Source organism: Novipirellula galeiformis (genome assembly GCF_007860095.1).
Classification (GTDB): domain Bacteria; phylum Planctomycetota; class Planctomycetia; order Pirellulales; family Pirellulaceae; genus Novipirellula; species Novipirellula galeiformis.
In genome coordinates this window covers 135,043-145,663 of the sequence record NZ_SJPT01000003.1, presented here as the reverse complement: position 1 = coordinate 145,663, position 10,621 = coordinate 135,043, and the positions used below count along the sequence as shown (strand labels likewise).

The following is a 10,621-nucleotide window of genomic DNA, read 5'->3' as shown; positions in this document are numbered from 1 at the left end:
TTGCGGCGACGAGCTCGAGAGCTGCTCACCCGCGCGGATTAGCTTGCCCGCGTCCCTCTTTTTAGCTCTCGAGCGTCGCAAAGAGTCGCCGATAGATGAACATGCGCGGCATTGGCTCGATTTCGCTTGATCTCGAGCGAGATCCCCCGCGATCGACGATGGTTTCGGTCGTGGCAACCGTGAAGCTGTGCCGAGCGTCCACAGCTAGTCCGCTCTCGCTAGTCTCACGTGCCCATACAAAATGCTCTGTCCCCGCTGGATACTACTCACGCGTACCCGCACAAGGTGCTCTGTCCCCGTTGTCCCCGTTATTTTGCCTGGTCGCGGGGCGCCCCGAGTCTGTCGATCCGCTGCGAAGCCACCGGACGCACCGCCGCTATCACTTGCGGCGACGAGCTCGAGAGCTGCTCACCCGCGCGGATTAGCTTGCCCGCGTCCCTCTTTTTAGCTCTCGAGCGTCGCAAAGAGTCGCCGATAGATGAACATGCGCGGCATTGGCTCGATTTCGCTTGATCTCGAGCGAGATCCCCCGCGATCGACGATGGTTTCGGTCGTGGCAACCGTGAAGCTGTGCCGAGCGTCCACAGCTAGTCCGCTCTCGTTACTCACGCATGCCACCACAAGATGCTCTGTCCCCGTTGTCAAAGATGCTTGTCCCCGTTGTCCCCACAAGATGCTCTGTCCCCGTTGGCCCCGTTGGCCCCGCTGTCCCCGGTTGGCCCTGTCCCCGTTGGCCATCCTGGGAGCCGGTACAGACGATCGCTTGTCCCGCACGCGTCGCGATGGCGGCGAATCATGGTAAACTGGCCACCCATTGGCAAGCGAAGCAATCGTGCCGGTGACTGCGTTGAATCAATCGCCGCCCACGTTTGGGAAATCCTCTGGCGACATGCTGTGGGAGGAATTGAAATCTCAGAAGGTCGATGTATGAAAAGTTGTTGCTTGTTACTGACTCTGTCCGTTCTCCTTTGCTGCGGCTTTGCAACTCCGGGTCGAGCGGATGCTCCTGTCCGGGTCATCGTTGACGCCGATACGGCAAACGAAATTGATGATCTTTATGCCATCGTTCGAGCCCTTGCCGCGCCTGAGTTCCAGGTCGAGGGAGTGACCTCAGCGCATTTCACCCGGTCGACAAAGTCGAACGAAACGGTGCATCGAAGCCAGAAGATCAACGAGCAGCTACTCGATGCGATGGGACTGAGGAATTCAATTCCGCATCCTGTCGGTGCGGATCGTTCAATGCCCGATGCAATGACTGCTGTCGATTCGCCAGCAGCGCGTTTCATCATCGAACGAGCCCATGCCGGAGACACCCACAATAAGCTGATCGTCTTTGCGCTGGGTGCTTGCACGAATCTAGCATCGGCACTCGTGCTTGACCCATCGATCGAATCCAAGGTCATCTTTGCGTTTATCGATGGCGACTATAAAGAGGGCAGATGGGGTCCGGGCATCTTTAATTGGAAGAACGACATCAGTGCGGTCAAGGTGATCTTCGAGTCGAAAGTGGAGTACTTCCACATGCCAGCACGTTCAGTCAGCGTGGAGATGCGACTTTCCAAGAAGGACGTAAATGAACACCTCAAAGGCAAGGGAGGCGTCTGGGATCTGCTGGTTGATCGCTGGGAGACGTTTCCCCGAACGGCAAAACAGGAGGTGAAGGTAATGTGGGATGTTGCACTGATCGAGGCAATCCTGCGGCCGAAGCTTGCCACGCCTGTGGTCGTTGGTGCGCCAATCATCCATGATGCCCAAACGGTCGAACAATATCCTGATAACCATCGGCGAGTCACGGTGTTCGAGGCCATTGACGCCGAGGGCATGGCTCGCGATTTCTGGAAAGCCATTGACGCAGCAATTGCAAAAGGACCGATTTCTGATTGAGTGCCGGCAGCGACCTCCCTCTTTTGCCAAAGCACATGATTGGCGAGTGCGTTTCCACCCCCAAACGCGGACGTTGTCTTGACCGAAAGGTCAAATCCTCGCATATTGGAGCCAAGAATGCCAATCGAACTTTGCGAAGGAAGCTGTGATGCCTTGGGAAAAATCATTTGACGAGTCGGACGTGATCGAACAGGCGATGCAGGTCTTCTGGGCGAAGGGCTATGCGGCCACGTCGATTTCGGACATCACCGCAGCGACCGGGATCAAACGTGGCAGTCTGTACAACGCCTTTGACGGCAAAGACGACATGTTCATGAGGGGGCTGCTGAAGTACGACATCGATCAAAGGCAAAAGTCGATCCAAGAGCTGGATGCCCTGGATGATCCTCGCGAAGCGATCTTGACCTTCTTCGATCGTATCATTCAGCATTCGCTCCATGACGAGGAAAAGAAAGGGTGCTTGCTAGTCAACACCTCGCTGGAGTATCCGCAACACAACGCCGAGGTCCAGCAAGTGATCACCGAGGCGTTCAAGCAAATTGCGGCATTTTTCGAAAGACAGATCAAACGAGGGCAGCAGCGTGGTGACATCCCGGATGCCGTGCAGCCCCGAGGAACCGCCAAGGCGTTGGTCGCGTTGCTCGTCGGCATTCGCGTGATGGGACGCGGCACGATCGGGAAAGCGGCGCTGCAGCAAATTGGCGAGCAAGCGAAGCGATTGATTTCTTAGGACGCCTCTCCGTGCGATGAACCTCCAACGCTGTCGTACCGTTTTAATGCCTCGCTCTCCCTTCAAATTTCGCACTGGTTGTAAAGCACGAATCGATTGCGATTCGCAATGTGGCTCCCTTGCCTGCATCGTTTGTCCCGCATCGCCAACGGTGTGGGCGGAACCATGGGGACCATGGGGACCATGGTTCGACAATCGGCAATGAACGTCGTCTGAAAATTGCAAAAGTCGAACTCAATGCAACACTCCGCTTCGCCAGACCTCCCAGCGTCATGGACGCCCCCTAGAGTCTTGGCGAATCCAGCGACCAAGTTTGCGAAGTCGCAAACTCAAATAGGAAACCTAAACCAAATGATTGTTCGTTTCCTTACCCCAATGGTTGTGAGTCTGGCGCTACTCAACGGGCCAGCGAACGTGTACGTACACGAACGTGGTCATCACGGCAATTCAACCGATGCCAAAGCGTCACGAACTTGGACGATCGCATCGGAGGGGGCGGACTTGCATGGATCCTTTGTCGCCGCATCGGGCAACCAAGTCCAGCTTCGTCGCGACGATGGCGAGTTGACAACCTTTGCGATCGACCGTCTGGTCGGTTCGGACCAAGCGTGGATCGATGCTCGTCTGAGAGAAATCAAACGTTTGAATCGGCAGCAGGGGATACAGCTTGTCGCGCAGAACCATTCCCACCGAGCCGCCGCTGGGGCGAAGTCAAACGACACGCCAATGCCGTTGATCGGAGAGCACTTCAATCCCTTTGCGCAAAAACTGCAACTGCGATCGGACCACGATTACTTTTACGTTGGATCCAATGGTTTGCCCGATCATCCGATGATGATCGGCATTCGCGCATGGCAACAACAGGTTCCGATCCCGCAAAGCTACTTTGGAAACAACGCCTGGCGAATTCCCTTGCACCCACAGCCAGCGAAGCAGCCGCTATCAACCAAGAATGACTTTCTGCGCGGAGCGATCGCATTGGCCGTCAACGGGGTGCCGATTTTTAATCCGCTGAATAATCGCGGGGATGACGCTTTTTTGTTTGGCGAATTGGATGAGTACGGTGGCCATTGCGGCCGCGCCGACGACTATCACTACCATCTTGCCCCGGTTCATCTGGAAGAAATAACGGGCAAAGGGAATCCGATCGCCTATGCCTTGGACGGCTATCCGATCTTGGGCTATCAAGATGAGAAGGCGACGGACTTCGCACCGCTCGACAAACTGGGCGGGCATAAAGACGCGTCGGGCGAGTACCACTATCACGCAACGAAAACCTATCCCTATTTGAATGGCGGTTTCTATGGCGAAGTGACCAAGCGTGGCGGTCAAGTCGATCCGCAACCGCGAGCCGAACCACTGCGGCCTGCACTCGAACCTCTACGCGATGCGACGATCACCGGTTTCAGCAAAACCGACAACCGATTCCAACTCAACTACGACCTCTCCGGACGCAAGGGGGTGATCACGTATGTGATCAAGAACGATGGCAGCGTCAATTTCACGTATCAGGAACCCTCGGGAAAAACCCGAACCGAATCCTACCGCCGGCGCAGGGGCGAGACGTATGTGCCCCTGTCCAGTGTACTCGGCAGCAGTTCATTTGGAAGCAGTGCATTTGGAAGCAGTGCACTCGGTAGCAATGCCGATGCCAATGCCAACGAAAGCCCCGCAACCGACCTGCCACGATTGATCGTCACCAGTCCTGCCTTCGCTGCGGGCGATGAAATGCCTATCGAATTCACCGGAGATGGATCGGGTGAATCGCCACCGGTGGCTTGGACCAAGGGGCCTGCGGGAACCCAATGTTACGCGCTTAATCTGTGGCATACGCCTGGCCCCGGAGACGTCAAATCATACTGGCTGCTGTACGACATTCCTGCCGACGTCACGAGTCTGCCTCAGGACGCCCGCGGCATTGGGATCGCAGGCTATAACGACAAGGGGCGTACAGACTACGACCCGATGCGTTCGAAGGGTCCAGGCGTGAAGGAATACCACATCACGGTTTTTGCCTTGTCTGAAAAGCCGAACTTTCCAACCGCAAAAGTCACGCGTGACGAATTGCTGCAACGCATCTCGGATATCACGCTGGCTCAGGGCACGCTGAGCTACCAATACACACGAAGCCGAATCGGTCCCTGGCTGATCATTCCCGTCGCGGGGATAGCCATTTTCATCGCGTTTATCACATGGTTCCGTAGCAAGAAGCGAGCCTCCCACGTTGACTCTCCTCTGGCATGAATCCAATGCCAACAACAATCCCGCTGAGGTTGTTAATTATGGTGCGACGGTCTTGCCAGGCCATCGCACTCCTCTCGTCGCCCCCGAAGTGTCCGTTTTAGGCTGTGACACTTTGAAGCCGGACGCTCCCCATCGGCACCCGAATCCAAGTGAAAGCAAGCTTGGTGGCGCCGAGACCGCTTAAAATTGAAAATAATCGCTTGATTCGCGTTACCCTGATGCGATTTTCGCTATCTTCAAAATGGACGATCTATTTTTGCATCAAAATCGGATCCATTCTCATGGGACGCGCCCCGATGAAACTCCACTCGATCACGACCGTCGTTGCCTTGGTGTTCCTATCTAGCGTCGGATTGGCAAACGCCGATCAACCCAAGACCGCCATTCCGATTGACGACGTAACAGAGGGAAAAACCGAAACACCGCCTGCCACCGCCTTTGATTTGAGGCACTGGAAATTGACGCTACCCACCGGGGTGGCTCGCGGCGGCGACAGCGACGCGACCGAAGTCTCAACCGCTCAGCTTGTCGGCGGCTTCAAAGATCCGCATTTCTATTTTGACGCGGACGGCGCGATGGTGTTTTGGTGCCCCGTTAACGGCGTGACAACCGAGGGCACGGAGTATCCAAGATCCGAATTGCGTGAGATGCTCGAACCGAACGATCCTGCGGTCAACTGGACCGCAAAGGGAACCCATGTCCTCACCGCCCGCTGCCGCGTTCTCGAAGTCCCCAGCGATCCCAAAGTCGTGATCGGCCAGATCCACAGTTACTCGGGCAAAGCAAAACCGTTGGTCAAATTACAATTCTATAAAGGCCGAATCGAAGCACTGGTCAAATCAAGCCCGACGAAGGGCAAGGACATCAAGTTGGTTTGGCCCAAGGTCGGCTTAGATCGCGACATCAATTACACGATCAAACTCGAAAACGAAGTGCTTTCGATCACGGTCAACGGAAAGTCACAGACACAGAATATTGCGAAGAACGATCCTGAGTGGATGAAGCAAAACTTTTACTTCAAGGCAGGTGCGTACGTTCAGGATAATCAAGGCCCCGCAACCGAAGGCGCTCGCATTTCGTTCTCACGGTTGACCGTCAATCACGAATAAGGATCGAGCGAAGAAAGATGCCTCCTCCGATGTTTTAGAGATCCACGATCCTGACTCACGAACGCGGCCGAGACCTCTCGCCTGCCACGCCCCGCCCCCGACTTACCGTTGGCTCCCATTTTGGGGTCAGCGGTTTTTCGCCAAACGCCTGCCCGGTTTTCACCATCGGCTACGTGATCATTCCGGGGAGGGTCTGAGACGCAGTTCGGCGAATTCACGAGATTTGTAACTATGATGGGCACGCGGATACGTGAGGATAAAATCGCCGCTGGGGCGATGCTCCAGGATGTCGAAGTGGGACAGGTCGAGGCGACCTTGCTGACGATCTTCGTCCGATTGTTCATCGAACGTGACGACGCTCGAGCGGATCAAGCCGAGCGACTCTTGATCGAGTTCGCCGATCACCGCGGGGTGACGAGGCAAGTTACCCGACGCATTCTCGGGCGTCCGATTGCCGACCCAAAACAGACGCCCGCTGCTGTGACGCGTTAGAAACGACATGCTGCTAGGAGAGTAGAACGAGCCTCCGTCGCTGTATCCCCACGCTTTTGCTGCGGACCATGTTTCACCTTGATCTTCGGAGACGGAGATCCATTTGCGGGCGGGAATCTTCGCGTCGTGCGAGTTGCTGCCACGCATGATCATCACGATGCGGCCATCACGAGTTTCGGCAATCGTGGGTTCGATCATCCCACGGCAACTCAACGCTTCGTCCCCCGTGACACGCTCGGAAATCCGCCAAGTGATGGATCCGTCGGAAGCCCACTCGCCGATCAAAACCACGGCGGCGGTGTAGGTATGCGCCCGAGGCGGTTTGTACAGTTCCCCCGCCGCGTCGAGGATTGTCATCTGAGCGGGAACTAGAATCCGACCGTCGCGAGTGGTAATCGGACGGCACCCTTTGTCGCCGAGATAGATCGCGTTCTTGCCGATCCACAAATCGTCAAACGGATGTGCCGCGTCATGCTTACCCGCACCGACAATCGGTTTGTCGTGGAGCCAGCTTTGCCCCCCATCTTGAGAGACGCGATACCGGAGATAGTACGTCTTCTGAGCAATCGGAGGCTCCACCTTGCGGGGATCGAGGTCCGGCGTGTCGAGGGCGTTCACGATCCAGAGGACACGATTGTGGCGTGGATCCAACAACGCTGTGACCGGATTCCTGCGATAGCCGTGGGGCAGCCCCTTGGCGAGCAGTTGCTGCGAGGGGAGCGATTGCCATGATTCGCCATTATCGTCGGATTGGCGATAGTTAGTGATCAGTCGGTTGTCCTCGCGATCGGCATAGATCGCGCCGTAGTAAGGTGACACGGACGCAGAGATTTCTCGCTCGACTACCGTCACGCAAGGCGTCGCCGTATCGCTGGCCGACACCGTCGCGCCCACCGCAAACGCGATGACGAGTGTCCTACACAATACGACAACCATGGATTCTCGGCTGTTCACCACGCGGCTGCTCCCAGTTAGATTTCAAGTCAAGCGTTCGCTTGCTGAATGTTGAGTCAATGATCCTTCGATGCGTGACAAAATAGGTGGTATAGAGCAATAATGCAACCAGCAACCGTGGCGACGTATCCGTCAACACGAGACCATGCGTGAGTCGAGACAACGGTTACCCGGATGCCCTCCATCTCCGATGCCAACGGCGAGCGTGGGTCGATCTCACCAAGCCTCTGAGCGCTGGCGAGCGTGGTTGCAGGAACGTGAGATTAGGCTTGCACGTTTAGCAGCTCGCACGCTTCGCGATAGCCGGGGGCAGCCGTTCCGTATTCGCTAGCCGACACTCTTGCCAAACCTACTAAATGTCGCCAGCGCAGTGACGGCCGCGTGTTGGCGAATTCTTCGGTGGCGGTGCGGTAGTACTTTTCAGCATGCAACGCGCCGTCTTCGCTGGTCGCAAACTTGATCAACACGTCCGAAATCGCTCGCGGAGATCCCCCCACGTCGGCGAATCGCTGAACGGCTGCACCTGCCAGTGCTTGATCACGATTGCGGACCGCTTGTTCGGCTTGCTGCAAGAGCTGCTGCTTGTCGTCCACCGCATCGACCGCGTCCATTTTCAGCGGCCATGGCTCACGCTGCACTCGCGGGCTTTGGCCGGCCGTGTGGTAGGCACCGACTAACAGGCTAGCGATCGTATTGCGTGGGTTGCTGACCCGAGCGATATTGCGCCACGCGTTGGCCGAATCCGATGCGTGGACTCCCACCGAGGCCCCGTGCACCGAGCCTTTTACCTTATCCCCATCGCCATCCTTTTCACGGCCCGGATCGTGCAATAACAACAAGTTGGCAGCGACCGACATGGCTTCCCCGACTTGATCGGGCGCATAGCCGGCGACCAGGGCTTGCGCGGCCGCGTCGGCAGCTTGCACACGGTTACTTTGAAAAATCGTCCAGGCCAATTCATCGATCCATTGGTCATCCCCTCGGCGATCTCCGACCGGCTGGCTGAGCAACTTGTATTGATCGAGCAAACGCGGTAACAGTGTCCATAACTGGGGATCGGGCTTACCATCACGAATCCGTCGCTGCGAATCTTGCAGACAATAACGCACCGATTGCCGCAGCAGCGTGTTGGCATGGGATTCACCGACAACTCCGATGCACGCCCAAGCTCGCCACGCTAACACGACACGGTGCACATCGGCTTCATCTTGGACGCTGTGCTGAACGCGATTGAAAACGCTTGCTGCCGATTCCTCGCTCAGCGCCGCCATCATTTGCTCGGCTCCGGCTACATCGGCTTGCCGCGTCATGGCTTGCAACTCTTCCGCCGACGGACGTTGGCCTTGATGTTTGCGGGTGTCCAAACGACGCAGGACTTCACTGTTGGAACCACCAAATTGTTGAATACGATCGGTGTTGCGGTACAACACTTTCAAAACCGGCAAAGCACGCCGCGGCTCGGGAAGCTCAGCCGCCATTTCCAGCGCCGGCGTCAGCGCCATGAACGTATGGAAACCGACGTAGTCGTGCCCGCCGAAGGTGCGTGCGTTCGCCAACGAACCCGCTGCGATTAAAGTGCTCAGATCGGTGCCGCTGTCGATTTTGCCAAGCAGGACTTGCTGCAGTTTGTCCAGCGGCGTTTCCTGCATCAGTGAAACCAGCGGCTCCAGTTCACCAAACGTCAGTCGATCGTCGGCAGCCCCGTCGTAGGCACACGCCGAGCGGATGCCTAGGTCCCCGGCCAGGCCAGTGCCTAAAGTGCCCACCAACATCCCGCTACCCACGTTTGCCAAAAACTGACGACGACCATTGCGATTCATCATTATCTCTCCGGGCGGAAGCGATACAGGGGTGGACTGTCATTAAGTATAGCGACTCGAGAGGTGGGACCACCGCGAGATAGATGCCGTTCCGGGTGCGATTGACCGAGCCATCGATTGCTCGATGGCCGGCTTCGTGTTAGTGAACTCAAACGGAAAACGGGGTCAACGCACACTCCGCTTACTTGAACGGGATGTAGGCGTAGCCGTCCATTTGCAGATTGATGTTAACGGTGGCCGCCGAGACAGCCACTTTCACTTCGGGAACGACATCACCGCTGGCATAGCTGTGATGGGCCAGCGCTTGCCCGCAAACATAGATCTCGACGCCCGCTTTTTTCAATTGCGACATCAATTCGAGATTGGGATTTTTTGCCTTGCCTTTGTCTCGCAAATACGAGTTGGTGTGTTTGGCATACGCTTCGTGAGAAAGGGCAGCTTTGGTGGCGGGCCCGTGAAGAATGATCGCCATTTTGAAGCCGTTGTCCGTCCCAGCGGTGGCTTGGGCGTATTGGTTAAGGATCAAAGCAGCTCGGTCGAAGCCTTTGATCACACTGCCCGACTTGGAATCCGAAGTGATGTCCAGCAGGACTTTGGAATTCTTGAGTGGCTGATGAGCCGCATCGGAAAGCACCACGATCCCGCCATGATCCTTGATCACCGGATGCTCGTACTTCGCGTCCCCGGTGGGGTCGGCGGCGTAAGCGGTAGTTCCCAATAACATTACGGCGGCCATCCATCTCAACATATTCATTAGTATCTCTCTTGCGTTAGAAGGGGCGTGAACGAGCGAAGCAAGCTTCGGTTGGCCAAACACTTTCTCGGCTAATCACATTCCCGTCGGCGCGAGTGGTTTATTCAATCACGGCGAGCGGGGAATGATCGTTACGGTGATTGGCATGCTGCTATTCATTAAGCCGGCTTCGCTTTGGAATGCGAATCAACGTACTGGCGAACGAACTGTTCCAACTCAGGCTGATCGCACTCGAAGCCCATCTCCTTTGCTTTTTCCAGGGTCTGGGCTCCCGTCATTCCTTGTTCGACCGCCATCTGCATCACGACCATCGCCCCGGCTCGCTTACCGCTCTTGCAATGAGCAAACACCGGTTTGGGAAGGTCAGGATATTTCGTTCGAAACCGATCGACGAGTTCGGGCCCCATCGATTTCATCGAAACTGGAAGATGCAGGTACTCCATCCCCGCCGCTTGAACCTTTGCCCCTTCGGCATCGGGAGAGAGAGGTTGTCCCTCTTCCCCCTCGGCACGGAAATTGATGACCGTTTTGAAACCTTGTTGGCCGAGTTGGTCGATCTCCGACTCGGAAGGCTGCTCGCCAACCATCACTTGGTCATTGAGTTTTATCTTGTCTGACATGATTGTTCTGCCTC

Annotated in this window: 8 protein-coding genes; 4 read left to right on the top strand and 4 right to left on the bottom strand. The window is 56.4% G+C overall.

Annotated features, from left to right (window positions below; all coding sequences use genetic code 11):
- The first annotated feature begins 927 nt into the window (after window positions 1-927).
- The 4 genes from Pla52o_RS08795 to Pla52o_RS08780 all read left to right on the top strand — a co-directional run bounded on the left by Pla52o_RS08795 (window position 928) and on the right by Pla52o_RS08780 (window position 5,967).
- Window positions 928-1,884 carry a nucleoside hydrolase gene (locus Pla52o_RS08795; protein WP_197169118.1) on the top strand — a complete coding sequence of 319 codons (957 nt, stop codon included), beginning with the start codon at window positions 928-930 and terminating at the stop codon, window positions 1,882-1,884.
- A 148-nt stretch (window positions 1,885-2,032) separates the two neighbouring features.
- Window positions 2,033-2,614: a TetR/AcrR family transcriptional regulator gene (locus Pla52o_RS08790; RefSeq protein WP_146594250.1), complete on the top strand. Its 582-nt coding sequence runs from the start codon at window positions 2,033-2,035 to the stop codon at window positions 2,612-2,614.
- Between the two features lie 351 nt (window positions 2,615-2,965).
- On the top strand, window positions 2,966-4,858 hold the full coding sequence (locus Pla52o_RS08785; protein WP_146594249.1) for a YHYH protein: 1,893 nt from the start codon (window positions 2,966-2,968) through the stop codon (window positions 4,856-4,858).
- Between the two features lie 296 nt (window positions 4,859-5,154).
- Window positions 5,155-5,967 (top strand): polysaccharide lyase family 7 protein, encoded by an 813-nt coding sequence (locus tag Pla52o_RS08780; protein ID WP_197169117.1) that lies wholly within the window; start codon window positions 5,155-5,157, stop codon window positions 5,965-5,967.
- 177 nt (window positions 5,968-6,144) lie between these two features.
- Here the strand turns inward: Pla52o_RS08780 and Pla52o_RS08775 are convergent, their stop codons facing one another.
- From Pla52o_RS08775 to Pla52o_RS08760, 4 genes are all read right to left on the bottom strand, one after another.
- The gene (locus tag Pla52o_RS08775) at window positions 6,145-7,395 is read right to left on the bottom strand and encodes a sialidase family protein (protein ID WP_146594247.1); all 1,251 of its coding nucleotides are present in this window, start codon (window positions 7,393-7,395) and stop codon (window positions 6,145-6,147) included.
- A 281-nt stretch (window positions 7,396-7,676) separates the two neighbouring features.
- Entirely contained in the window at window positions 7,677-9,233 is a 1,557-nt protein-coding gene (locus Pla52o_RS08770) for a hypothetical protein (protein WP_197169116.1), read from the bottom strand.
- Window positions 9,234-9,414: 181 nt separating this feature from the next.
- Window positions 9,415-9,987 (bottom strand): DsrE family protein, encoded by a 573-nt coding sequence (locus Pla52o_RS08765; protein ID WP_146594245.1) that lies wholly within the window; start codon window positions 9,985-9,987, stop codon window positions 9,415-9,417.
- Between the two features lie 158 nt (window positions 9,988-10,145).
- Window positions 10,146-10,607: a beta-lactamase hydrolase domain-containing protein gene (locus Pla52o_RS08760; protein ID WP_146594244.1), complete on the bottom strand. Its 462-nt coding sequence runs from the start codon at window positions 10,605-10,607 to the stop codon at window positions 10,146-10,148.
- Between the last annotated feature and the right edge of the window lie 14 nt (window positions 10,608-10,621).